The 23702-nt window shown below is 72.3% G+C and carries 22 protein-coding genes; 15 read left to right on the forward strand and 7 right to left on the reverse strand.

All coding sequences use genetic code 11. The features are described 5' to 3' along the window. Window positions 1-10: 10 nt before the first annotated feature. From HNR13_RS09660 to HNR13_RS09700, 9 genes are all read left to right on the forward strand, one after another. Window positions 11-922 carry a LysR substrate-binding domain-containing protein gene (locus HNR13_RS09660; RefSeq protein ID WP_179605556.1) on the forward strand — a complete coding sequence of 304 codons (912 nt, stop codon included), beginning with the start codon at window positions 11-13 and terminating at the stop codon, window positions 920-922. Further along, on the forward strand, window positions 919-1134 hold the full coding sequence (locus HNR13_RS09665) for an SCO4848 family membrane protein (protein WP_179605557.1): 216 nt from the start codon (window positions 919-921) through the stop codon (window positions 1132-1134). Before HNR13_RS09660 ends, HNR13_RS09665 begins: the two co-directional genes overlap by 4 nt. A gap of 20 nt (window positions 1135-1154) precedes the next feature. After that, window positions 1155-1718, forward strand: coding sequence for an HhH-GPD-type base excision DNA repair protein (locus tag HNR13_RS09670; RefSeq protein WP_179605558.1), 564 nt, complete (start codon window positions 1155-1157; stop codon window positions 1716-1718). Between the two features lie 66 nt (window positions 1719-1784). Next, the gene (locus tag HNR13_RS09675; RefSeq protein WP_179605559.1) at window positions 1785-5294 is read left to right on the forward strand and encodes a TM0106 family RecB-like putative nuclease; all 3510 of its coding nucleotides are present in this window, start codon (window positions 1785-1787) and stop codon (window positions 5292-5294) included. Between the two features lie 16 nt (window positions 5295-5310). Further along, window positions 5311-5724 (forward strand): helix-turn-helix domain-containing protein, encoded by a 414-nt coding sequence (locus HNR13_RS09680; protein WP_179605560.1) that lies wholly within the window; start codon window positions 5311-5313, stop codon window positions 5722-5724. A 48-nt stretch (window positions 5725-5772) separates the two neighbouring features. Next, window positions 5773-6198, forward strand: coding sequence for a VOC family protein (locus tag HNR13_RS09685; RefSeq protein ID WP_179605561.1), 426 nt, complete (start codon window positions 5773-5775; stop codon window positions 6196-6198). A gap of 261 nt (window positions 6199-6459) precedes the next feature. Further along, window positions 6460-7413 carry a MetQ/NlpA family ABC transporter substrate-binding protein gene (locus tag HNR13_RS09690; protein WP_179605562.1) on the forward strand — a complete coding sequence of 318 codons (954 nt, stop codon included), beginning with the start codon at window positions 6460-6462 and terminating at the stop codon, window positions 7411-7413. Between the two features lie 4 nt (window positions 7414-7417). Continuing rightward, window positions 7418-8443 (forward strand): ATP-binding cassette domain-containing protein, encoded by a 1026-nt coding sequence (locus HNR13_RS09695; RefSeq protein WP_179605563.1) that lies wholly within the window; start codon window positions 7418-7420, stop codon window positions 8441-8443. Then, window positions 8440-9099 (forward strand): methionine ABC transporter permease, encoded by a 660-nt coding sequence (locus tag HNR13_RS09700; RefSeq protein WP_179605564.1) that lies wholly within the window; start codon window positions 8440-8442, stop codon window positions 9097-9099. The genes HNR13_RS09695 and HNR13_RS09700 overlap by 4 nt, the downstream gene beginning before the upstream one ends. A 19-nt stretch (window positions 9100-9118) precedes the next feature. Here HNR13_RS09700 and HNR13_RS09705 read toward each other — a convergent pair whose 3' ends face one another. Beyond that, window positions 9119-10360, reverse strand: a complete 1242-nt coding sequence (locus HNR13_RS09705; protein ID WP_179605565.1) for a citrate/2-methylcitrate synthase — start codon at window positions 10358-10360, stop codon at window positions 9119-9121. 51 nt (window positions 10361-10411) lie between these two features. On the opposite strand from HNR13_RS09705, the gene HNR13_RS09710 reads away from it, so the two are divergent. Both HNR13_RS09710 and HNR13_RS09715 read left to right on the forward strand, forming a co-directional pair. Next, a complete protein-coding gene (locus HNR13_RS09710; RefSeq protein WP_179605566.1) occupies window positions 10412-11581 on the forward strand; it encodes a citrate synthase in 1170 nt (389 codons plus the stop codon). A 79-nt stretch (window positions 11582-11660) separates the two neighbouring features. After that, the gene (locus tag HNR13_RS09715; protein ID WP_218881207.1) at window positions 11661-12296 is read left to right on the forward strand and encodes a putative glycolipid-binding domain-containing protein; all 636 of its coding nucleotides are present in this window, start codon (window positions 11661-11663) and stop codon (window positions 12294-12296) included. A 15-nt stretch (window positions 12297-12311) separates the two neighbouring features. On the opposite strand, the gene HNR13_RS09720 is transcribed toward HNR13_RS09715, so the two are convergent. Next, complete coding sequence (locus HNR13_RS09720; RefSeq protein WP_179609322.1) at window positions 12312-13577, reverse strand: MFS transporter; 1266 nt, start codon at window positions 13575-13577, stop codon at window positions 12312-12314. A 104-nt stretch (window positions 13578-13681) separates the two neighbouring features. Beyond that, window positions 13682-14116: a hypothetical protein gene (locus HNR13_RS09725; RefSeq protein ID WP_179605567.1), complete on the reverse strand. Its 435-nt coding sequence runs from the start codon at window positions 14114-14116 to the stop codon at window positions 13682-13684. A 76-nt stretch (window positions 14117-14192) separates the two neighbouring features. Between HNR13_RS09725 and HNR13_RS09730 the strand changes: the two genes are divergently transcribed. Then, window positions 14193-15764 carry a bifunctional phosphatase PAP2/diacylglycerol kinase family protein gene (locus HNR13_RS09730; protein ID WP_179605568.1) on the forward strand — a complete coding sequence of 524 codons (1572 nt, stop codon included), beginning with the start codon at window positions 14193-14195 and terminating at the stop codon, window positions 15762-15764. On the opposite strand, the gene HNR13_RS09735 is transcribed toward HNR13_RS09730, so the two are convergent. Next, a complete protein-coding gene (locus HNR13_RS09735) occupies window positions 15751-18216 on the reverse strand; it encodes an ATP-dependent DNA ligase (RefSeq protein ID WP_179605569.1) in 2466 nt (821 codons plus the stop codon). The two genes, HNR13_RS09730 and HNR13_RS09735, sit on opposite strands and share 14 nt — an antisense overlap. A gap of 148 nt (window positions 18217-18364) precedes the next feature. On the opposite strand from HNR13_RS09735, the gene ku reads away from it, so the two are divergent. Both ku and HNR13_RS09745 read left to right on the forward strand, forming a co-directional pair. Beyond that, complete coding sequence (gene ku / locus HNR13_RS09740; protein WP_179605570.1) at window positions 18365-19276, forward strand: non-homologous end joining protein Ku; 912 nt, start codon at window positions 18365-18367, stop codon at window positions 19274-19276. Beyond that, window positions 19273-20238, forward strand: a complete 966-nt coding sequence (locus tag HNR13_RS09745) for a DNA topoisomerase IB (RefSeq protein ID WP_179605571.1) — start codon at window positions 19273-19275, stop codon at window positions 20236-20238. Before ku ends, HNR13_RS09745 begins: the two co-directional genes overlap by 4 nt. An 18-nt stretch (window positions 20239-20256) precedes the next feature. Here HNR13_RS09745 and HNR13_RS09750 read toward each other — a convergent pair whose 3' ends face one another. Beyond that, window positions 20257-21678 carry an MFS transporter gene (locus HNR13_RS09750; protein WP_218881527.1) on the reverse strand — a complete coding sequence of 474 codons (1422 nt, stop codon included), beginning with the start codon at window positions 21676-21678 and terminating at the stop codon, window positions 20257-20259. A gap of 324 nt (window positions 21679-22002) precedes the next feature. Here HNR13_RS09750 and HNR13_RS09755 point away from each other — a divergent pair, with 324 nt between their 5' ends. Continuing rightward, window positions 22003-22914: a sigma-70 family RNA polymerase sigma factor gene (locus HNR13_RS09755; RefSeq protein ID WP_179605573.1), complete on the forward strand. Its 912-nt coding sequence runs from the start codon at window positions 22003-22005 to the stop codon at window positions 22912-22914. Between the two features lie 51 nt (window positions 22915-22965). Here the strand turns inward: HNR13_RS09755 and HNR13_RS09760 are convergent, their stop codons facing one another. Continuing rightward, window positions 22966-23151: a hypothetical protein gene (locus HNR13_RS09760; RefSeq protein ID WP_179605574.1), complete on the reverse strand. Its 186-nt coding sequence runs from the start codon at window positions 23149-23151 to the stop codon at window positions 22966-22968. Between the two features lie 116 nt (window positions 23152-23267). Continuing rightward, on the reverse strand, window positions 23268-23609 hold the full coding sequence (locus HNR13_RS09765) for a DUF7882 family protein (RefSeq protein WP_179605575.1): 342 nt from the start codon (window positions 23607-23609) through the stop codon (window positions 23268-23270). Between the last annotated feature and the right edge of the window lie 93 nt (window positions 23610-23702).

The following is a 23702-nucleotide window of genomic DNA, read 5'->3' on the forward strand; positions in this document are numbered from 1 at the left end:
GGATAGTCGCGTGGACACCCGCCAGCTGGAGTACTTCGTGGCCGTCGCCGAAGAGCTGAACTTCACCCGCGCCGCCGCCCGCGTCTTCGCCGCCCAGTCGACCGTCTCGGCCGGGGTCGCCGCGCTGGAGCGCGAACTCGGCGCGCGGCTGTTTGAGCGGGACGCGCACGGGGTCACCCTCACGAGCACGGGGGAGGCGGCGCTCGCCGAGGCGCGCACCGGCCTGCAGTCGATCGAACGGCTGCGGGACCTCGCCGCGGGCGACGGCGCGCTGCGCGGGGTCGTCCGGGTCGGGATCTTCACCAACCTGACCTCCATCGACCTGCCGGGGATCATGGGCGAGTTCCGCCGGCGCCATCCGGGTGTCGACCTGCGGCTGGGGCCGTCGCCGAGCGGCTCGACCGGGCTCGCGGACGACGTCAGGCAGGGCCGGCTCGACGTCGCGTTCTACGGCCTCCCGGATCCGGTGGCGGGAGCGATCGCGCTGCCGCTCGTCGAGGTGCCGTTCGTCGCCGTCCTGCCCGCGGGGCATCCGCTCGCGCGCCGGCCGACCGTCCCGCTCGCCGAGCTCGCGGCGGAGCGCTGGGTGGACGCGCGGGAGGGCTTCGGCAACCGCGTCACGCTCGACCGCGCGCTCGCCGCGGCCGGACTCGCCCGCGAGATCGCGACGGAGGTGTCCGACCTCGGCGAGATCCCGCGCTTCGTGGCCGCGGGGCTCGGCGTCGGCGCGCTCCCCGAGCTGACGGTCAACGCCACCGAGGGCGTGGTCGTCCGCCCGTTGTCGCCGGGCGTCGACTGGCGGTTGAGCGTGATCGCGCATCCCCGTCCCGGTGCGGCCGCCCGCGCGCTGCTGGAGCTGATCGCCGAGCGCTTCGGCCGGCCGATTCCGGCGGCGCGTCCGCCTAGGCTGGAGGGACCATGACCGTCTTCGCCGCCCTCGTCCTGTTCGTCAACGCCGTCTTCAACGTGATCGCCTGGCCGCGCTTCTTCGCCCGGGTCCGCTCCGATCGGCGCGCCAGGGACGAGGCCGGCCGTGCGACGGCCTTCCTCCGCGTCCACGCGACGCTGCTCGGCATCGCCCTCCTGCTCGCGCTCCTGTCCGCGGTCGCCGGGGTGCTGTTGCTCGTCGGCTGAGCCGGATGGGAGCATGAGGCATGCCCATCTCGATCACCGGCGACGCCGAAGCCGACGCCCTCCTCGACCAGTCCCCGTTCGCCCTGCTCGTCGGGATGCTGCTCGACCAGCAGATCGCGATGGAGACCGCGTTCACCGGACCCGCCAAGCTGCGCGACCGCCTCGGCGCCCTCGACCCCGCCGGGATCGCGTCGCTCGACCCGGACGAGCTGGTCGCGGTGATGAAGCAGACCCCGTCGGTGCACCGGTTCCCCGGCTCGATGGCCGGCCGGCTGCAGTCGCTCGCCGCCGCGATCGTGGACGACTGGGGCGGCGACACCGCCGCCATCTGGACGCAGGGCGACCCGACCGGCGCCGAGGTGCTGCGCCGGCTCAAGGCGCTGCCCGGCTTCGGGGAGCAGAAGGCGAAGATCTTCCTCGCGCTGCTCGGCAAGCAGAAGGGCCTGCAGGCGCCCGGCTGGCAGGAGGCCGCCGGCGACTACGGCGCGGACGGCTACCGCTCGGTCGCCGACATCGTCGACGCGGACTCGCTCACGAAGGTGCGGGAGCACAAGCGGGCGATGAAGGCGGCCGCAAAAGGCTGAGCAGCGGCCGGCTCCGCTCGGGCCGGCTCCGCCCGGGATGTCGGCGGGCGCCGATAGCGTAGCGGTGTGTTCCTACTCGACGGAGTGATCGTCACCAGCGCCAGCGACCTGACCGAGGCGTCCAAGTGCGAGTTCGCCTTCCTGCGGACGCTCGACGTCAAGCTCGGCCGGCTGGAGAAGACCGACGAGGTCGAGGACCCGATGTACGTGCGGTCGTCCCGGCTCGGCGACGAGCAGGAGCACCACATCCTGGAGCGGTACCGCGAGCGCTTCGGCGACGGCGTCGCCGAGATCGAACGGCCGGAGACGCTGACCGCCGAGAGTCTCGCGGAGGCCGTCCGCCGCACCGCCGACGCCTTCGCCCGGGGGAGCGAGGTGGTCTTCCAGGCCACCTTCTTCGACGGCTCGTTCGTCGGGTTCGCGGACTTCATCGTCCGGCTGCCCGACGGCCGCTACCGCGTGCAGGACTCCAAGCTCGCCCGCAGCGCGCGTGTCACCGCCCTGCTGCAGCTCGCGGCCTACGCCGAGCAGCTGCGGCGCACCGGGGTCGACGTCGACGGGACGGTCGAGCTGCTCCTCGGCGACGGCTCGATCAGCGAGCACCGGCTCTCCGACATCGAGCCGGTCTACCGCAAGCGCAGGGCCCGGCTGCTCGACATCATCGCCGAGCACGTGGCCGACCCGGGTCCGGTGGCGTGGGGCGACCCGCGGTTCACGGTCTGCGGGCGCTGCGGCACCTGCGACGCCGAGGTCACGGCCGCCCGCGACGTCCTCCTCGTCGCGGGAATGCGGGTCACCCAGCGCGAGCGGCTGGCGGCGGCCGGCATCACGACGATCGACGCGCTCGCCGCGTCCACGGGCCCGGTCGAGGGCATCCCGGACGGGACGCTGTCGGGGCTGCGCGAGCAGGCGGCGCTGCAGCTGCAGGCCGTCGAGGGCGCGCCGCCGCCGGTGCGGGTGTTCAACGCGCCCGTGCTCGCGGTGCTGCCGGAGCCCGACCCCGGTGACATCTTCTTCGACTTCGAGGGCGACCCGCTCTACACCGAGGGGGCGGGGGAGCGCTGGAACCTCGACTACCTGTTCGGCCTGGTCGACCAGGACGCCCGGTTCACCGCGTTCTGGGCGCACGACTTCGCCGAGGAGCGGGTGGCGCTGGAGCGCTTCCTGGCCTTCGTCCGCGAGCGCCGCGCCGCGTTCCCCGGCATGCACATCTACCATTACGCGGCGTACGAGCAGACCCACCTGCTGTCGATCTCCGCCCGGCACGGCGTCGGCGAGGAGGAGGTCGACGGCCTGCTGCGCGACAACGTGATGGTCGACCTGTACCCGCTGGTGCGCAAATCCGTGCGGGTGGGGTCGCGGTCGTACTCGATCAAGAAGCTGGAGCCGCTCTACATGGGCTCGGAGCTGCGCCAGAGCGAGGTCACGAACGGGGCCGACTCCATCACCGAGTACGCGAACGCCCGCGACCTGATCGCGCTCGGCCGCGTCGAGGAGGCCCAGCCGCTGCTGGACGCGCTCGGCGACTACAACCGTTACGACTGCGTGTCGACGCTGCGCCTGCGCGACTGGCTGCTCGCCCGGGCCGCGGAGAACGGCGTCCCGATCGGCGCCGCGCCGCTGGAGGAGCCGGAGCCGGCTCCGGAGGAGTCGCCGCTGCGCGCGGGCCTGCTCGGGTTCGCCGGCGACCCGCTCGACCCGCACCGCACGCCCGACCGCGAGGCGATGGCGCTCGCCGCGGCGGCGATCGACTTCCACCGCCGCGACCAGAAGAGCTTCTGGCAGAGCCACTTCTCCCGGCTCATCCAGCCGGTCGAGGAGTGGGCGGACACCCGGGACGTGCTGGTCGTGGAGACGGCGCGCGTCGTGCGCGACTGGTACCTCGACGAGGGGCAGCGCGTCGAGCGGCGCGAGCTGCTGCTCTCCGGCCAGTGGGGCGCGGGCAGCGCGGTGCGGGTCAGCGAGAGCTCCGGGCCATACCTGCTCTACGAGTACCCCGGTCCGTTCCGGCTGCTGCGCGCGCAGCCCGGCGCCCGGACCGTGCGCACGGTCGCGGTCATCGACGTGCGAGACGATGGGTCCGTCCTGGTGCGGGAGACGCTGCCGGAGGACGTCGAGGCGTACCACCAGCTGCCGATGGCGCTCACCCCGGCGCCCCCGCCGAACACGCGTCCCCTCGCGGAGGCGGTCCGGGAGTGGGGGACGACCCTGCTGGCGGCCCGCCGGAACGGCGGCTGGCCGACCGGCGCCACCGTGGACCTGCTCCGCCGCACGCCGCCGCGCACCCGCTCGGGAGCTCTCGCGCCGGAGGGGCCGGCGGACGGGAGCGGGCGCATCGCGGCCGTCACCGCGAGCCTGCTCGACCTGGACCGCTCCTACCTCGCCGTGCAGGGCCCTCCCGGCACCGGCAAGTCCTACCTCGGCGCGCACGTGATCGCGCGGCTGGTCGCGGACCACGGCTGGCGCGTCGGCGTGGTCGCCCAGTCGCACGCGGTGGTCGAGAGCCTGCTCGACCGCGTCGTGGACACCGGGCTCGACCCCGCCCTGGTCGGCAAGGTGCCGAGCGGCGCGAGCGAGGCGCCGCGGTTCACGGCGCTGCGCCGCAACGGCCACCTGGAGTTCGCGGCGGAGCGCGAGGCGAGCGGCTACGTCGTCGGCGGCACGGCCTGGGACTTCGCCAACGCCGCGCGCATCCCGCGCGACAGCCTCGACCTGCTCGTGATCGACGAGGCCGGCCAGTTCTCGCTCGCCTCGACGATCGCGGTCGGTGTGGCGTCCCGCAACCTGCTCCTGCTCGGCGACCCGCAGCAGCTCCCGCAGGTGAGCCAGGGCAGCCATCCGGAGCCGGTCGACGGCTCCGCCCTCGGCTGGGTGAGCGACGGCCACGACGTGCTCCCCGCGGAGCTCGGCTACTTCCTCGCCGAGAGCCGCCGGATGCACCCGGCTCTCGCGCACGCGGTCTCAGTGCTCTCCTACGAGGGGCGCCTGCACGCGCATCCGGATGCGCGCGAGCGCGAACTGGACGGGGTCGAGCCCGGCCTGCACCCGGTGCCGGTGTCGCACGTGGGCAACGCGACCGCCTCGCCGGAGGAGGCCGCGGTCGTCGTCCGCCTGGTGGACGAACTGATCGGGCGCTCGTGGAGCGACCCCCGGGCCGGTATCGAGGACGCGCCGCTGGGTCAGGAGGACGTCATCGTCGTCACCCCGTACAACGCCCAGCTGGCGGAGGTGCGCGAGCTGCTCGACGCCGCCGGCTTCGCGCAGGTGCGCGTCGGCACCGTCGACAAGTTCCAGGGCCAGGAGGCGGCGGTCGCGATCGTCAGTCTCGCCGCGTCGTCGGCGGCGGACGTTCCGCGCGGGATGTCGTTCCTGCTGATGAAGAACCGGCTCAACGTGGCGATCTCCCGGGCGAAGTGGGCGGCGTTCCTGGTGCACTCGCCGGAGCTGACCGAGTTCCTGCCGACCACGCCCGCCGGGGTCGGCGAGCTGAGCGCCTTCATCCGGCTGGTCGAGCCCGGCTCGCCCGCCACCCTGCTCGACACCGCGGGTGAGGCCGCTGGTGAGGCGCGGGTCTGAGAGCTACGGTAGAGGCGTGTCCCCGGAGGAACTGCAGGAGCTCGTCATCCTGCGACGAGCGCGCGACAAGATCGACCGCGAGTACGCCGAGCCGCTCGACGTCCCGACGATGGCGGCGTCGGCCTTCATGTCGCCGTCGCACTTCGCGCGCCGGTTCCGCGCCGTCTACGGCGAGACGCCGTACAGCTACCTGATGACCCGGCGGATCGAGCGCGCGATGGCACTGCTGCGGGAGGGGATGAGCGTCACCGAGGCCTGCATGGCCGTCGGCTGTACGTCGCTCGGCTCGTTCAGCTCCAAGTTCGCGGAGGTGGTCGGGGAGTCGCCCACCAGCTACCGGGCCCGCGAGCACCGCGCTGTGCTGGCGATGCCGAACTGCATCGCGAAGCAGCGCACCCGGCCGGTGCGGTCCAAGCCGCTCCCGGGCTGAGCAGAAATGGAGAAGCGCGGACCGCTGGCGCGTTCCTAGAGTGGCGTCATGACCATTTCGCTGCAGTACTCGCACATCACCGTCACGAACCCCGAGGAGTCCCTCGCCTTCTACCGTGACGCGCTGGGCCTGGACGTCCTCAACGACGTCGAGTCGGGCGGCCACCACTGGATCACCCTCGGTGTCGCAGGCCGGGAGGGCACCGAGATCGTGCTGTCCGACCCGTACGCGGGCCGCTCCCAGTCCGACGGCGACGCCATCCAGGAGCTCGTCGCCAAGGGCGTGCTCACCAACGTCGTCTTCCGCACCGAGGACGACCTCGACGGCGTGTTCGAGCGCGTGCGAGCGACCGGCGCCGAGGTCCTCCAGGAGCCGAAGGACCAGCCCTGGGGCCCCCGCGACTGCGCCTTCCGCGACCCGTCGGGCAACATGGTCCGCATCCTGCAGTCGACCGCGCAGCCGCAGAACGCGTAGCCCCGCGACGCGCGCGTGCGCCGGAGAGCCCCCACGGCATCCGGCGCACGCGCGTCCCCCGATCGCGAGCGGCGCACTCCCGATCCTGGCCGCTCGGAGCGGCTCGAGCCAGAGTGTTCGCACCTCGGATCCTGAGCCTGCGCCGCGTCGCGCCGTCACATTCCGGAACCTGTTTTGCCCGGATGCGCGTCTCTTGGAAGGCTCGATGTGCCGCCAACCGTCCGCCGGCACATCCCACCCCTTCACAAGAGAGGCACAGCCATGTCCGACGCCACCCCGCCCGTCCCCGCGCTCCCCGAGAAGCCGAAGCGCTCGAAGACCCCCTGGATCGTCGGCATCGCCGTCGTCGCGGTCGTCGCCGTCGCCGGCGGCGTGTTCGCGGCCGTGAACGCCAACAGCAGCGGCTCGGCCGGCGCCGCGGGCAAGACCGTCACCGTGAAGATCGGGACGACCGAGCAGGCGGCTCCCTATTGGCCCATCCTCGAGAAGGAGGCCGCGAAGCAGGGCATCGACATCCAGGTCGTCGGCTTCCGCGACTACACGCAGGCCAACCCGGCGCTCGCCGACGGCCAGCTCGACCTGAACCTGTTCCAGCACCTGCAGTTCCTGGCGAACTACAACGTGCAGTCGAAGCAGGACCTCGTGCCGATCGCGTCCACCCTGGTGGTCCCGCTCCCGCTCTACTCGAAGAAGTACACCTCGGTCGACGCCATCCCGCAGGGCGCGCAGATCGCGATCCCGAACGACCCGACCAACCAGGCCCGCGCACTGCTCGTGCTGCAGAAGGCCGGCCTGCTGAAGCTGAAGGACGGCGGCAACACCCTCGCGACCCCCGCAGACATCGTCGCGTCCGAGTCGAAGGTGCGCGTCATCCCGGTGGACGCCGCGCAGACCGCGCCGGCGCTCGACTCGGCCGCAGCCGCCGTCGTCAACAACAACTTCGCCCTGACGGCCGGCCTCGACCCGAAGTCCGCGCTCTTCCAGGACGACCCGAAGAGCTCCACGGCCGAGCCCTACATCAACGCCTTCGTCGCCCGCGCCAAGGACAAGGACAACGCGACCTACCTCAAGGTCGCCGAGCTCTACCACACCAAGGCCGTGCAGGACGCGGTGCTGGCCGACTCCAAGAACACCGCCGTGATCGTGCAGAAGCCGCAGGCCGACCTCATCGCGATCCTGAACCGGCTGGAGAAGACCATCGAGGCGGCGAAGTAGGCACGTGAGCTCCCTCATCGAGTTCCGCGGCGTCACCAAGAGCTTCCGCTCCGGTGACGCCGCGGTCGCCGCCGTGGCGGACATCGACCTGACCATCGAGCGCGGGGAGATCTTCGGGATCATCGGCTACTCCGGCGCGGGCAAGAGCACGCTGCTGCGGCTGATCAACGCGCTGGAGCACGCCACCTCCGGGTCCGTGATCGTCGACGGCCGCGACCTCACCACGCTGCGCGAGCGCGAGCTGCGCAGCGTGCGCGCCGGGATCGGGATGATCTTCCAGCAGTTCAACCTGTTCCGCTCCCGGACCGTGTTCGCGAACATCGCCTACCCGCTGAAGGTGGCGGGCTGGCCGAAGGACAAGCGCACGGCGCGGGTCACCGAGCTGCTCGCCTTCGTCGGCCTGACCGAGAAGGCGTGGGCGTACCCCGACCAGCTCTCCGGCGGTCAGAAGCAGCGCGTCGGGATCGCCCGGGCGCTCGCGACCAACCCGGCCATCCTGCTCGCCGACGAGGCGACCAGCGCCTTGGACCCGGAGACGACCGCCGATGTGCTCGCGCTGCTCAAGCGCGTCAACGCGGAGCTGGGCGTCACGATCGTGGTCATCACGCACGAGATGGAGGTCGTGCGCTCCATCGCCGACCGCGTCGCCGTGCTCGACGCCGGCCGGATCATCGAGCTCGGGACCGTCTTCGACGTGTTCTCGGAGCCGCAGACCCCGACCTCGCAGCGCTTCGTCGGGACCGTCCTGCGCAACCAGCCGGGGGAGGCCGACCTCGAACGCCTGCGCGGCAAGCACTCCGGCCGCATCGTGTCGGCGCGCATCCACGACGACGGCCGGCTCGGCGCGGTGCTGTCCGACGCCGTCGGCCGGCACGGGGTGCGGTTCGAGATCGTCTACGGCGGCATCTCGGCCCTGCAGGGCCGGTCGTTCGGCAGCCTCACGCTCGAGCTGCTCGGCGAGCCGGAGGCCGTCGACGCGCTGATCGCCGAGCTCCGGACGGTCACCGAGGTCGAGGAGGTGGCCGCATGACCGACTGGTCGACGCTCTGGCCGGTGTACCTGACCTCCATCGGGCAGACCCTCTGGATGGTCGTCGCGACGCTCGTCCTCGGCGGCGTGCTCGGGCTGGCGCTCGGCGTGCTGCTGTACACGACCCGCCCCGGCGGGCTGCTGGAGAACCGGGTGCTGTCCGCGGTGCTGAACGTACTGGTCAACTTCGTCCGGCCGATCCCGTTCATCATCTTCATGACGGCGGTCGCGCCGCTGACGCAGGCGGTGCTCGGGACGTTCCTGGGCACGCCGGCGGCGATCTTCCCGATGACGATCGCGGCGACATTCGCGATCTCCCGCATCGTGGAGCAGAACCTCGTCACCATCGACCCCGGCGTGATCGAGGCGGCGCGCGCGATGGGGTCGAGCCCGTGGCGGATCATCTCCACCCTGCTCATCCCGGAGGCGCTCGGCCCGCTGATCCTCGGCTACACGTTCATTTTCGTGGGGATCGTGGACCTGTCGGCCGTGGCGGGCAGCCTCGGCGGCGGAGGCCTCGGCGACTTCGCGATCTCGTACGGCTACCAGCGCTACAACTGGGTGGTGACCTGGGTGGCGGTGCTCACCATCGTGGTCCTGGTCCAGCTCGCCCAGTTCCTCGGCAACACCCTGGCCCGCAAGGCGCTGCGCCGCTGACGCGACCCGTGGCCGGCCGCTACGCCCTCGGGCTGTAGCGGCCGACCGGGCGGAGGCGGAGCGGAGGCTCGCGGTACTCGGCGAGGGCGTGCACCACCCAGCCGGCGGTGCGCGCGGTGGCGAAGACCACCTCGCCCGCGTCGTCGGCCATGCCGCCGGCGAGGGAGAGCGCGGCGAGGGCCAGGTCCACGTTCGGCGCGGCGCCGGTGCGCTCCCGCAGCAGCGCGGCGAGGGCGTCGACGGCCGCCACCACGGGCGCGGCGCCGGGGATGTCGGCGAGCATCCCGAGCAGGACGCGCCCGCGCGGGTCGCCCGCCGGGTAGAGCGGCTGCCCGAAGCCGGGGACCGGCCCGCGCCCGTCTACGACGGCGTCGGAGACGACCCGGGCGGGCTCCTCGCCCGCGGCGATCCGGGCGAGCATCCGGTGCGCGGCTCGGCTGGCGTTGCCGTGCAGGGGGGAGTCCAGCGCGCCCAGCCCGGCGACGACCACCGCGTAGGGCGTCGCGCGCGCGGACGCCGCGGCCCGGGCGGCGAGCGTGGACACCGCGAGGTCGTGGTCGAGCAGCAGCACGAGGGCGGCGTTCAGCGTCCGGAGGGCTTCGGCGGTGGCGGGCTGCGGCGACAGGCGCGCCCAGAGCTCGGCGGCGAGGGCGGCGGTGGTGTCCGAGCGGACCTCGGCGCCGTCGCCCGCTGCGGTGGCCGGCGACCGCTCCGGCAGCACCGCGACCATCCCCGCGATGAGCCGTTCGGCCGCGCCGGCCACGGCCTCCGGGTCCAGCGAGGTGCGCAGCGGATCGGCCGCCGCCAGCGCGGTCACCGCGACCAGCTGCCGGTCACGGTCGCCCGCGCCGGCCGGCAGCGCCTCCGCGACCCGGCGGGCGTCCTCCAGGCCCGGACCCGCGGCGAAGCGCGCCGACGGCTCCCAGCGGCCGGTGAGCGCCCAGCGCGCCACGACCTCGAACGGCTCCCCGGCCAGCTCCGCGGCCGGGCGGCCGCGGTAGTACAGCTGGCCGTCATCGATGAGTGCGAAGTCGGTCTCGATCACCATCAGCGGCCGTCCCTCGGAGCGCACCGGCGCGGGGGAGGCCCTGCGGCGGCGCGCGGAGGCGAAGGCCTCCACCTCCAAGGGGTCGAACGTGGAGCCGCCTGCGGTGCGCTCGCGGTCCAGCAGACCGCGCGCGACGTACGCGTACAGCGTCTCGAGCTTGACGCCGAGGCGCTCGGCGGTCTGCTCGGCGGTGAGGCGCGGAAGGTCGCTCATATTGATCCGATCAACGTTGACGTACGCATAATCCACGTTCACACTACTGGCATGGACCGCATGAACGACACCCTCATCGACGTCCCGCGCGGGCTGACCAACGTGGTCGCCGCCACCACCGCGCTCGGCGACGTGCGCGGGCACGAGGGGTTCTACCACTACCGCCAGTACTCGGCGATCGATCTGGCGCGCGAGCGCAGCTTCGAGGAGGCCTGGTACCTGCTGCTGTTCGGCGAGCTGCCGGCCGCCGGCGAGCTGGCCGCCTTCCGCACGCGCATCGCGGAGGCCCGCCGGCTCCCGGAGCCGGTTGCGGAGCTGCTGCCGGCCATCGCCCGCCTGACCGCGGGCGGCGACGCTCTGGCCGGGCTGCGGATGGCTCTCGCCGCCGTCGCCGCGGCCGACGGCATGCGGCCGGTCTACGACGAGGACGAGGAGGCCAGACTCCGCGACGCGATCCGGATCGCCGCGGTCACCCCAGTGCTGCTGGCCTCCCTCCACGCCTACGCCGAGGGGCGCACGCCGCTCGAGCCACGCGACGACCTCGGCCACGTCGCCGACTACCTGCGCCTGATCACCGGGCGCACGCCCGACGCCGCGCACGAGCACGCGCTCAGCGCCTACCTGACGGCCGCGATCGACCACGGCTTCAACGCCTCCACCTTCACCGCCCGGGTCATCGCGTCCACCGGAGCGGACGTCGGTGCGGCGGTGGACGGCGCGCTCGGCGCCCTGTCCGGCCCGCTCCACGGCGGCGCGCCGAGCAGGGCGCTGGACACCCTCGACGCGATCGGGACGCCCGAGAGGATCGACGCGTGGATCACCGAGACCGTCCGCTCCGGCGGCCGGGTGATGGGCTTCGGGCACGCGGTCTACCGCACCGAGGACCCGCGATCTGCGCTGTTGAAGGAGGTCGCAGAGGGCTTCGGCGGCGAACGGGTGGACTTCGCGGTCCGGGTGGAGGAGCGCGTCCAGCAGCTCCTGGCCGAGCTGAAGCCGGGCCGCGAGCTGCACACGAACGTCGAGTTCTACGCCGGCATCGTCATGGAGCTGTGCGGCATCCCGCGCGAGCTGTTCACCCCGACGTTCGCGGCCGCGCGCGTCGTCGGCTGGACGGCGCACATCCTGGAGCAGGCGGCGGACGGCAAGATCCTGCGGCCGTCGTCCCGCTATGTCGGGCCGCCGGCGCCCGAGCCGCTCCCGGGGCGGCCGATCGCCGCCTGACCGCGGGCCGCTCCGGGGCGTATCGTGCTGCTCGGGCGGCCCCGCCGGGGACCGCGGGACAGCGACGGAGGCGGACGCGATGCGCGGAGCGGTGCGGCACGTGGAGTGGGTCGGCGACGAGGACCCGGAGCGGCTGGAGGCGGCGGTCGTCACCTTCGCGCCCGACCGGCTGGACGCGTTGGGCACGTCGCGCACGACGGACTACGTCACGAGCTGGGCGCTGGAGACCGGCCCGGACTGGGTGACCTCGCGGCTGTCGATCGCGGTCGATGGGCGCGGTTTCACCCGCTGGCTGGTCCTCACCCGCGACGCCCACGGCCGCTGGGCCGCCGAGTCGTACACGCACGGCGACGACCGCTACCACGACGAGCCGATGGCGGCTCCCGGGATCGCGGATCCGGGCAGCCTCGACGGCGCGCTCGACTGCGACCTGGCGCTCTGCCCGGTGACGAACACGATGCCGATCCTCCGGCTGGGTGCCCTGCAGGGTCTCGAGGAGACCGAGCTCACCATGGCCTGGGTCGACCTCCCGTCGCTCGCCGTGGTCGCGAGCAGGCAGGCGTACAGCGCGGCCGAGCCGTTCGACCCGGGGGCGGGCCGCTCGGTGGTGCGTTTCCGCAGCGTCGGCAGCGGCTTCACGGCGGACCTCGGCGTGGACGAGGACGGCCTCGTCATCGACTACCCGCGGCTCGCCCGCCGCATCCGCACCCGCTGACCTCGGAGCCGCGGATCAGGGGGTGGGGGCGAGGGCGTCGTAGTCGCGGAAGCCGCGGCGGACGCGCACGATCGTGGACACCAGCACCACGATCAGGAGGCCGCCGAGCAGCGGAGGGAACCAGAGCGCTCCGGTGAGCGCGAGCACGCCGATGTACAGGTCGCCGAGCCGGGGACCTCCGGTGACGACCACCGTGAACACGCCCTGGAGCCTCCCGCGCATCACATCCGGCGCCGACGCCTGCAGGATCGTCATGCGGAAGATCGAGCTCACGTTGTCGGCCGCGCCCGACGCCGCAAGCAGCACCGTCGCCGCGACCAGCGCGGGCAGGTTCGCGTCGGCGAACGATGCTCCGCCGCCCGCTGTGCCGCTGAACGCGACGATCGCCAGCACGATGCCGAAGCCGAGGATGGCGGCGCCGTACACGACGATCGCCCGCTCCACCGCGCGGCCCTGCCTGCGGACGCCGCCGAGCCGGCCGGAGAAGACGCTCGACACCAGCACACCGACCGCTCCGGCCGCCGTCAGGATGCCGACCGTCACCGGGCCGCCGCCGATCAGCAGCGCGCCGACGGCGGGGAACAGGGCCCGCGGCTGGCCGAAGGTCATGGCGATGATGTCGAGGACGAACGTCATCGACAGGTTCGGGGCGGTCTTCAGGAAGCGCAGCCCCTCCAGCACCGACGACAGGCCCGCGCTCTGCCGCTCGCCCTCCGGCACGATCGACGGCAGCGTGAAGATCCCGAGGAACGCGGCGGTGAACAGGATGACGTCGACCGTGTACGTCCACGGGATGCCGACGCTCGCGACCAGGAGGCCGGCCAGCGCCGGCCCGACGGTGACCATGACGCCCATGCTGATCCCGCCGAGCGCGCTCGCCGCCGGCAGCAGCCGGGCGGGGAGGAGCCGCGGCGTGATCGCCTGCCGGGTGGCGCCGATCATGACCGTGGCGACCGCGTTGATCGTCGTGAGCACGTAGAGCGGCCACACCACCTGCACGTGCATCCAGGCGAAGACGGCGATCCCGGCGGTGGAGGCCCACGCGACGACCGCCGTCACCAGCGCGACCGTGCGCCGGTCGAACGCGTCGGCGAGGACGCCGCCGTACAGCCCGAACACGATCATCGGGACCAGCGCGAACAGGGCCACCAGCGACACCGCCAGCGTCGAGTGCGTGAGGTCGTAGATGTGGAGGCCGACGGCCACGACGGTCATCTGACCGCCGATGCCGGACACCGCGCCGCCGAACCAGAGCCGGGCGAACGCCGGCGACTCCCTCAGCGGGCTGAGGTCGACGAAGTGCCTGGCATGGGCGAGACGCGGCTCAGCGGCGCCCGGCTCGCTCGTATCGTCGGGCTCCTTGGTGCCGGGGGCCTGCCCGGCGCTCAGAAGCGGGGCTTCTTGCTGAGCGACACCGCCGCGAGCGAGAAGACGACGCCGAAGGCCATGATGGTCACCGTCACGGCCTGCAGCACGACCTGCCAGAACGGCAGGAACGGCGTGACCGACACCCAGAGCCAGAGCACCGCGCCGATCAGGGTGATGACGTAGCTGAAGGTGCGCCGCGCGTAGAGAGCGTTGAGCGACACGATGGTGCCGGCGACTGTCATCTGGAAGAGCGGGAGGAACGACCCGGCGTTGCCGGTCCAGGTCGCGACCAGGCTGATGATGCCGAGGACGAGGGTGACCAGCACGACGAGGGTGGCGAGCAGGTTGCCGAGCATCGGCGGCAGCGTGCCGCTCAGGCTGCGGACGAGACCGCTGCGCTCGTCGTCGTTCTCGATCTCGGTGCGGGGCTCAGCGATGATGTGCGTGGTCACGACGACGATCCTACCGCCCGCCCGCGGGCGGTCGCACACGCTTCCGGCCCGGCGCTGAGCGGGTACGTTGGAGGCCATGTCCGCTGACCGCCGCCGGGGGCCCCGGCTCAGCCTGCCCGCCCGCGTCGTCCGCACGGACGAGGCGGTGGCCCGCAGCATCGATCGCCGCACGACCGGACCGGCCGCCGACCGGTTCTGGCGCCTGCTCAGCGGCGCCGCCGACCACGGCAAGCTCTGGTTCGCCGCCGCCGGGGTGCTCGTCGCGCTCGGCAAGCCGCGCGCGGCGGCCCGCGGCCTGGTCTCGCTCGGGGTCGCCAGCCTGGTCGCCAACGTGGTGGGCAAGCGGCTCGTCGGCGGCGAACGGCCCGCGCCGGCCTCCATCCCGGTCGCGCGGCGGCTGGACCGCTCGCCGACGTCCCCGTCGTTCCCGTCCGGCCACACCGCGAGCGCCGTCGCCTTCGCGACCGGTGTCGCGCTCGACGCGCCGGCCGCGGGCGCCGCCCTGGCGCCGCTCGCCGCCGGCGTCGGCTACTCCCGGCTGCACACCGGGGCGCACTGGTTCTCCGACGTCGTCGGAGGAGCCGCGATCGGGGCCGGCGCCGCGGTGCTGGTGAAGGCCGTCGGTCCGGCGCTCCGGAGTCTGCGCCCGGTCGTGCGCCCCGGAGCCCCCACGGCGCAGACCGCCGAGCTGCCCGTGCTCCCGCGCGGCGCCGGCGCGTTCATCGTCGTCAACCCGGGCTCGGGCGCCGGCCTCGACCGGCCGGACCCGCGCCGGCTGCTCGCGGAGCGGTTCCCCGAGGCCCGCGTCCACGAGCTCCAGGAGGGCGACGACATCGCCGCGCTGGTGCAGGAGCGACTCGGCTCGGCCGAGCCGCCGCGGGTGCTCGGCGTCTCCGGAGGTGACGGCACGGTGGCCGCGATGGCCCACGAGGCGCGGCTCGCCGGCCTGCCCCTGCTCGTGCTCCCCGGCGGCACGTTCAACCACTTCGCCAAGGCGATCGGGGCCGACATCCTGGAGGTCGCGCTCGACGCGTTCGCGGCGGGCACGGGACGGCGCGTGGACGTCGCCGAGTTGCGGCTCCCGGCCGGCGGCGACGGCGAGAGCGTGACACGCACCGTCCTCAACACATCCTCCGTCGGCGTCTACCCGGCCTTCGTGGCCGAGCGGGAGCGGCACCAGGGCCGCTGGGGCAAACCGCTCGCGGCCGTGATCGCGGCGATCCGGGTGGTGCGGAAGAGCACGCCGATCGAGCTGGAGGTCGACGGCCGTTCCCGGTCGGTCTGGTCGGTCTTCGTCGGGGTGGACCGCTACTACCCGGTCACCGTCGCCCCGATCGAACGCCGGCGGCTCGACGACGGCCTGCTCGACATCCGCATCCTCGCCGCCGGCCGGAAGCCGAAGACCCGCGGCGCGATCGCGCTCGCGTTCGGCGGCCGCACCGACGCGCTGGTGGCGCGGCTCCCCTTCCTGCAGGGGCCGCCGGTGATCGACGGCTTCACCGCGGAGCGGATCTCCCTCCGCCGACGCGACGTGGACCCGGGCTACGCCCACGACGGCGAGGCCTCCACCACGACGCCCGGCGACGGGTTGGAGCTGCGCATCCTGCCCGCGGCGCTCGCCGTGTACGCGCCGGTCAGCTCTCCTTGACCACCTGATCCACGCGCTTGTCCGGCCGGAGCCCGCGCCAGGACGGCTGGCGCAGCCGGTCGGTGCCGGTCCACTCGGCGAACTCGACCTCCCCGACGTACTCCGGCCGCACCCAGTGCGCGCCGCGCGCGTCGAGCGACGGGACACCCGTCAGCGGGGGAGTCGTGCGCGGGTGCGCGGCCAGCTTCTTCGCCAGGTCGTCCAGCATCGCGTCGGTGAAGCCGGTGCCCACCTTGCCGACGTAGCGGAGCCCGTCGCCGTCCGGGATGCCCAGCAGCAGCGCGCCGATGCCGTTCGCCCGGCGGCCGTTGCCGGGGGTCCAGCCGCCGATGACGACCTCCTGCGTCAGGTGGTGCTTGATCTTGATCCAGGTGCGGGAGCGCCGGCCGGTCGCGTACGTGCCGTCGCGCTGCTTGGCCATCACGCCCTCCAGGCCCAGCTCGCGGGACGAGGAGATGGCGTGGTCGACGTCCCCGGCGAAGGCCGGCGGAACCTGCACCGGGTCGTCCTTCGGCGGACGCAGCGTGTCCTGCAGGGCGGCGCGGCGCTCGTCGTAGGTCTTCTTCCGGAGGTCCGTCCCGTCGAGCTCCAGCAGGTCGAAGACGAAGTAGTGGGCGGGCGCGCGCTCGGCCGCCGCGCGCACCTCCGCGGGACGGGTCAGTCCCATCCGGGTCTGCAGCAGGCCGAAGTCGGGGCGGCCCTGCGGGGTCAGCGTGACGATCTCGCCGTCGAGGACCAGGTCGTGGCCGTCCGCGAGCTCCACCAGCCCGGCGAGGTCGGGATAGGTGCCGGTGACGTCGTTGCCGTTGCGGGTGGTGAGGCGCATGGCGCCGTCCCGGACGACGGCGATGGCGCGGATGCCGTCCCACTTCATCTCGAACGCCCACTCGGACTCGTCGTGGATGTCCGCGCGCGAGCCGAGGGTGGCGAGCATGGGGGAGATGGGGGCGTCGGTGATGGGCTTCGACTCCGCCGTGTGCTCGGGCTTCGCCGCACTCTCGGGCTTCGCCGTGGCCTTCTTCTTCGGTGTCGTCGTCGCCGCTCCCGCGTCCTTCATCAGGTGGATCAGCCAGTTCTTCTCGTCGCCGCCCTGCTTCGTGGCGATGAGGGCGAACTTCCGCGGCTCGCCGCCGAGGCCGCCGTCGGGCTGCCCGTGCAGGGTGGCGATCACCTCGTCGTCCCGCCACTTCTCCAGCTCGTACTCGCCGTGGTCCCAGATGTCGACGTGCCCTGCGCCGTACTCGCCGTGCGGGATGTCGCCGGCGAACGTGCCGTACTCCAGCGGGTGGTCCTCCACGTGCACGGCGAGGTGGTTCTGCTTCGGGTCGGTCGGCGGTCCCTTCGGCAGCGCCCAGCTCACCAGCACGCCGTCGTGCTGCAGCCGGAAGTCCCAGTGCAGCCGACGGGCGTGGTGCTCCTGGATGACGAACGAGCGTCCGTCGACGGCGTCCGGGCTGACCGACGGCACCGGCTCGGGCGTCTTGTCGGCGTCGCGCTTGGAGCGGTAGGTGGTGAGCCGGTCGGTCTCCGCCGCGCTGATGCCGTCGGCCTCCGCCCGCCCCGCCGACAGGTCCGCCAACGGGTCGCCCCGGCGCTTCACCCGCTCCAGCACCTCCGGGTACTCCAGCTGCCGCAGATCTTTCGACGCCAGCTCCCGCCAGGTCCGCGGCGCCGCGACGGTCGGCCGGAACCGTCCGCGCAGCGAGTACGGCGCGATCGTCGTCTTGGCCCCGTTGTTCTGGCTCCAGTCGACCAGCACCTTGCCGGTGCGGAGCGCCTTCTTCATGTCGCTGACGACGAGGTCGGGGTGGTCGGCCTCCAGCGCCCGCGCCAGCTCGTGCGCCACCGCCGAGACCTGGTCGCTGGTCTGCGAGCCGTCGAGCGGCGCGTACAGGTGGATGCCCTTCGACCCGCTCGTGACCGGCAGCGGGTCGAGGCCCATATCGGCGAGGATGGCGCGGGCCAGCCGGGCGACCTCGGCGCAGTCCTGCAGCGTCGCGCCCTCGCCCGGGTCGAGGTCGAGCACCATCCGGTCCGGGTTGTGCCGCGCGTCGCCGCGCCCGACGCGCCACTGCGGCACGTGCAGTTCCAGCGAGGCGATCTGCGCGAGCCAGACGAGCGTCGCCCGGTCGTTCACCAGGGGATAGGTGTTCTCGCTGGTCTTGTGCCGGACGGTGCGCGTCTTCACCCAGCCCGGAGTCGAGGCCGGGTCGAGGTTCTTCTGGAAGAACACCTCGCCGGGGTGCTCGGGCGTGCCGACGCCGTGCACCCAGCGCTTGCGTGTGGCGATGCGGTCGCGGGTGTGCGGGATCATCACGTCGGCGATCGCGTTGTAGTAGCCGATGACGTCGGCCTTGGTGGTGCCGGTCTCCGGGTACATGACCTTGTCGAGGTTCGTCAGCTTGAGCCGGTGGCCGTCGATCGAGACCGTCTCGGTGTCCTCCGCAACCATGACCACACCGTACGCCGCCCCCAACCCCGCCGAGTAGACCCGCGAGTACGCAGAAAATCAGGCGGAAACCGCCGAATCCGCAGATAATTCGCGTACTCGGCGGATGGTGTGTGTTGAAATTGCGGGGCGGCGCGGACACGATGGACCCATGAGGGCCATATGGACGGGAGCCATCACCTTCGGGCTGGTCAATGTGCCGGTGAAGGTCTACAGCGCGACCGAGGACCACGACGTGGCGCTGCACCAGGTGCACGACGCCGACGGCGGGCGCATCCGGTACAAGCGCGTCTGCGAGATCGACGGCAAGACGATCCCGTACGAGCACATCGCCAAGGCGTACGACGACGGCGAGCGGACGGTGATCCTGACGCCGGAGGACCTGGAGTCGCTGCCCGCCGAGCGCAGCCGCGAGATCGACGTCGTGGAGTTCGTACCGAACGACCAGCTCGACCCGATCATGTTCGACCGCAGCTACTACCTGGAGCCGGACTCCAAGTCGCTGAAGGCCTACGCGCTGCTGCGGAAGACCCTGGAGGACGAGGACCGCACCGCGATCGTCAACTTCGCGCTGCGGCAGAAGACCCGGCTGGGCGCGCTCCGCGTGCGCGGCAACGTCCTGGTGCTGCAGACGATGCTGTGGCACGACGAGATCCGCGCCGCCGAGTTCCCCTCCCTGGAGACGACGCCGCGGATCACCGAGCGGGAGCTCTCGCTGTCCTCCGCCCTGATGGAGAGCTTCGCGGGGGACTTCGAGCCGGAGAAGTTCAGCGACGAGTACCAGGACGAGCTGCGCAAGCTGATCGACGCCAAGCTGGAGCAGGGCGAGAGCATCGACACCGCCGCCACCTTCGGCGAGGAGCAGGAGGAGGCCAAGAAGGGCGGCGGCGAGGTCATCGACCTGATGGAGGCGCTGCAGCGCAGCGTCGAGCGGAGCAGGGGAGGCGCCGCGAAGGACGCCGCAGAGAAGAAGCCGGCGGCGAAGGAGAAGAAGGCTCCGGCCAAGAAGACCGCGACGAAGACTCCAGCGAAGCCCGCGGCGAAGGCCAAGAAGCCCGCGTGACGCGCCTGCGCCGCAGCGACCCCTCCGGGCCGGGCTATGCCCGCCGCAGCTCCGCGAAGGGTCCCGTGTACGAGGACGAGGCGGGCAACCGCATCGTGGACGAGCGCGAGCTGGAGCGCATCCGCTCGCTCGTCATCCCGCCCGCGTGGAAGGACGTCTGGATCTCGCCGGACGCCCGCGGCCACATCCAGGCGGTCGGGACGGACGCCGCCGGCCGGCGGCAGTACCTCTACCACGAGTCCTGGCGGCTGCGGCAGGACCGGATCAAGTTCGAGCGCGCCGCCCAGCTCGCCGAGACGCTGCCCGGCGCTCGCCGCAAGGTCACGATGGACCTGCGGCAGGAGGGCTTCGGGCGCGACCGCATCCTGGCGGCGGCGTTCCGCATCATCGACCTCGGCAGCCTCCGGATCGGCAGCGAGGAGTACCTGCACGCCAACGGCAGCCGCGGCCTCACCACGCTGCTCTGCCGCCATGTCGCGATCGACGGCGACGAGGTCACCCTGACCTTCCCGGCGAAGTCGGCGCAGAAGTGGGCCAGCACGATCGAGGACGCCGACCTGGCCGCCCTGCTCGCGGAGATCGTGGCCGTGCGAGGCCAGCGGTCCCGGCTGCTGTCGTGGAAGGACGGCACCTGGCACACGATCCGCCCGGCGTCGCTGAACGAGTACATCCAGCGGCAGACCGGCGGCGAGTTCACGGCGAAGGACTTCCGGACCCTGCACGGCACGATCGTCGCGGCGGAGGCGCTCGCCGGGCTCGGGGTCGCCGACAAGGAGGCCCAGCGCGCGAAGCGGGTGACGGCCGCGGTCGCCGAAGCCGCGGACGCCCTCGGCAACACCCCGACGATCGCGCGCAACAGCTACATCGATCCGCGGGTGTTCGACCGCTACCGCGCCGGGGAGGTCATCGACGTCCGCCGCGGGCGCGCGCCGGAGCCCGCACTCCTGGAACTCCTGAGCTGACGCGTCCGGCGTGACGGCCTACCGCTTGGCCCCCGACTGCGCCGGCGTCTGGGCCGACAGCGGCGCCGCCACGTCCTCCAGCGACTTCCGCTCCGCGTCCACGCCGAGGAAGAGCTCGACCAGCCCGGCCGCGATCATCAGCCCGGCGCCCAGGTAGTAGCCGAACGCCACCGCCTGCACGCCGCCGCCGATCAGCTGGCCGAACAGGATCGGGCCGACGATGCCGCCCGCCGCGGTGCCGACCGCATAGAAGAACGCGATCGCCATCGCCCTGGTCTCCATCGGGAAGATCTCGCTCACCGTCAGGTAGGCCGCGCTGGCGCCCGCCGACGCGAAGAAGAAGACCACCATCCAGCAGGCCGTCAGCCAGACGGCGTCGAGCGCTCCGGCGGAGAACAGCAGCGCGGTCCCGATCAGCAGCACGCCGGAGCCGACGTACGACAGCGTGATCATGAACCGCCGCCCGATCGAGTCGAACAGCCGCCCGAGCAGCAGCGGCCCGAGGAAGTTGCCGATCGCGATCGGGATCAGCGACCACGGCGCCACATCCGCGGGCACTTTGAGCAGGTTGGTCAGCACGAGCGCGTAGGTGAAGAACACGGCGTTGTAGAGGAACGCCTGCCCGACGAAGAGCGAGAGCCCCAGGATCGACCGTTTCGGGTACACCCGGACGCCGACCCGGATGATCTCGCCGAACCCCGTCGAGCGACGCTGATGGATCTCGATGGCCTTGTCGTCGGGGACGGACTCCAGCTGCGAGCCGGCCTCCTCCTCGATGCCCCGCTCGATCTCGGCGACCTCCTCCTCGGCCGCTCGGTCGCGGCCGTGGATGAACATCCACCGCGGCGACTCCGGCACGTTCCTGCGGACCAGCAGGATGACCAGGCCGAGCACCGCGCCCAGGCCGAAGGCGATGCGCCAGCCGACGTTCGCCGGGAAGATGGCCGTGTTGAGCAGGAACACCGTCAGCACAGCGCCGAACGCGGTGCCGAGCCAGTACGAGCCGTTGATGGCGAGGTCCACGACCCCGCGACGGCGCGCGGGGATGAGCTCGTCGATCGCGGAGTTGATCGCCGCGTACTCGCCGCCGATGCCCGCGCCGGTGAAGAACCGGAACACGAAGAACATCCACGGCGCGACCGAGAAGGCCGTGAGCACGGTCGCGAGCAGATACAGCCCGAGCGTGACGATGAAGAGCTTCTTCCGGCCGAACCGGTCGGTCAGGTAGCCGAACACCAGGGAGCCGGTGCAGGCGCCCGCGACGTAGATCGCGGCCGCGAGCCCGACCTGCGCGGTCGTGAGCCCGAGGCCGGACGACGGCTCGGTGAGGCGGCTGGCGATCGCGCCGACGATGGTGACCTCGAGGCCGTCGAGGATCCAGACCGTCCCGAGGCCGACGACGACGAGCCAGTGGAAGTGGGACCAGGGCAGGCGGTCCAGCCGCGCGGGGATGGTGGTGCGGATGGTGCGGAGCCCGGTGCCGCGCTGCCCGGTGGCTCGCTGTCCTGTGGTTCGCTGCCCTGTGGCTCCCTGTCCTGGGGGCAGCTGGGAATCCGATGTGTGCTCGCTCATCTTCAGGACAGTACGAGCCTCCGCATCTCCCGACAGGCCCTTGACAACCGAGTATTTGCGAGAAAGCAAGCGACACGCCTAGCGAGTCGTATCACGGCTGTCAACCCCTTGTTGGGGTAGTGAGCAATCTGACACCGTTGACTTCCGAATCGAGGCAGAAAACACCTGCGCACGACGGAATGGGATGACACGATGACGACGCTCGAAGTGACCAATGATCCAGTTCGCGACTACCTCAATTCGATCGGGAGGACCCGCCTGCTGACGGCGGACGAGGAAGTCGCCCTGGCCAAGCGGATCGAGATCGGCGTGCTCGCGGGCGAGCGGCTCGCGACGCGCCCCGGCCTCACCCCGCGCGAGAAGCGCGAGCTGCAGTACCTGGCCGACGACGGCAAGCGCGCCTTCGAGCGCTTCATCGAGGCGAACCTGCGCCTCGTCGTGAGCATCGCGAAGCGCTACGCCGGCCGCGGGCTCGCGGTCATGGACCTGATCCAGGAGGGCAACCTGGGCCTGGTGCGCGCGGTCGAGAAGTTCGACTACCGCACCGGCAACAAGTTCTCCACCTACGCGACCTGGTGGATCCGCCAGTCGATCCTCCGCGGCATCGCCGACACCGCCCGGCTGATCCGGATCCCGGTGCACACCGTCGAGAAGATCGACAAGCTGGACCGCATCCGCCGCGACCTGGGCGGGGAGCTGGGCCGCACGCCGACGCTGGAGGAGCTGGCGGAGGCCGCCAACCTGACGCCGGCCGAGGTGCACAAGCTGCGCATGAGCGACTCGGAGACCGTGTCGCTGGCCGTGCCGGTCGGCGAGAACGAGGGCGCCGAGCTCGGTGACCTGATCGAGGACGGCGACGCCCCCGGCCCGTCGGAGTCGGTCGAGGTCGAGTTCCGCCACCGCGACCTGGAGGAGCGCCTCCGCGAGCTGCCGCCGCGGGACGCGAAGGTCGTCCGGATGCGCTTCGGGCTCGACGGCCAGAAGCCGATGACCCTCGACGAGGTCGGCGCCGTCTACGGCATCACCCGGGAGCGAGTGCGCCAGCTGGAGACGCGCAGCCTCAAGCGCCTGCGCTGCCCCGAACTGCTCGAGTACCTGCGCTGAGCGCGGAGCCGGATAGGCACAGGGGAGCCCCGGGCTCCGGCTGAGGCGAACTCAGCCGAGCGCGGGGTTCTCGTGTTCCGCGACCGCTTGGTCGAACGGGATGTCGCCGGGGTGGTCCCCCGGGGCGGCCTCGTCGGCGCCGGCCGCCGCGTCGGCGGGAGCCGTGACGGTCTCCGCCACAGGCGCTTCCGCCGGAGGGGCGGCGGCGACGACGGGTTCTTCTGATTCCGGTGCCATGGCGCCTCCACTTCTTGCCATGCTCCTGCCACAACACTAGGTGTGTGCCGAAGCCCGATCAAGCATGGCTGAGCTTCTCTCAGCGAGTTGGCGGCCCTGCCGCCGGAACGTGCGGCTCAGCGCCCGGGCGGAGTGTCCGCGTTGACCTCGTCGGCGCCGAGCGCGCCGATCTCCTCGGTGAGCTGGAGGCCCTGGGCGCTGTTCGACGAGAGCGTGAGCTGTTCCAGCCACTGCTTGTTGATCGAAGGCTGCCGTCCTCCGCTGTAGCGGAAGAGGAGCGGGATGGCGGGATCGATCCAGATCGCGCTCCGGCCGTCTCCGACCGCCTGCTCATCGCGCCAGGAGAAGAAGAAGCCCTCCTTGCGCCGGAGCTTGAGTCCGACGACGATCTGCAGGTGCGCGAGGACCCGGTCTTCGAATCCGATCTCGGTCGTTCCCCCGTATACGAGCTTGCCCATGCGTGAAACCGTACCGGACCGGACGCGAATGCTGGCATTCCGGCGCGGGAAAAGTGTCTGCGGGAGAAGTGCCCGGGCGCGATCCGCCCGCGC

The sequence above is a fragment of the Leifsonia shinshuensis genome, assembly GCF_013410375.1.
GTDB lineage: Bacteria > Actinomycetota > Actinomycetes > Actinomycetales > Microbacteriaceae > Leifsonia > Leifsonia shinshuensis.